At 59.3% G+C, this 297-nt stretch carries 1 pseudogene; it reads left to right on the plus strand.

The features are described from left to right. Positions 1-297 (plus strand): annotated as a pseudogene (locus tag D1646_RS10460) (DNA recombinase); the annotation flags it as partial.

The following is a 297-nucleotide window of genomic DNA, read 5'->3' on the forward strand; positions in this document are numbered from 1 at the left end:
CCCTACCCAGCATCGTATCGCGGAAAAGATAGTCTTGTCCCTGGTATCTGATATGCTCCAAGCCATCAGCGATTATGCTAAGTCCGACCGGGCGGCGTTCATCCGGGAAGTGCAGGAGGCACAGGCCAGCCAGCAGGACAGCGACATCAGGAAAAAGCGGCGGCGGCTGGCAGCGGCACAGAAACGGGCCGGAGAACTGGAACGGCTTGTGTGTAAAATCTATGAGGACAACGCTTTGGGCCGTCTGCCGGATGCCCGGTATGCCGCTCTGGACGCACAGTACGCCAAGGAGCAGGA

Source organism: Pseudoflavonifractor sp. 60 (genome assembly GCF_009911645.1).
Lineage (GTDB): Bacteria > Bacillota > Clostridia > Oscillospirales > Oscillospiraceae > Lawsonibacter.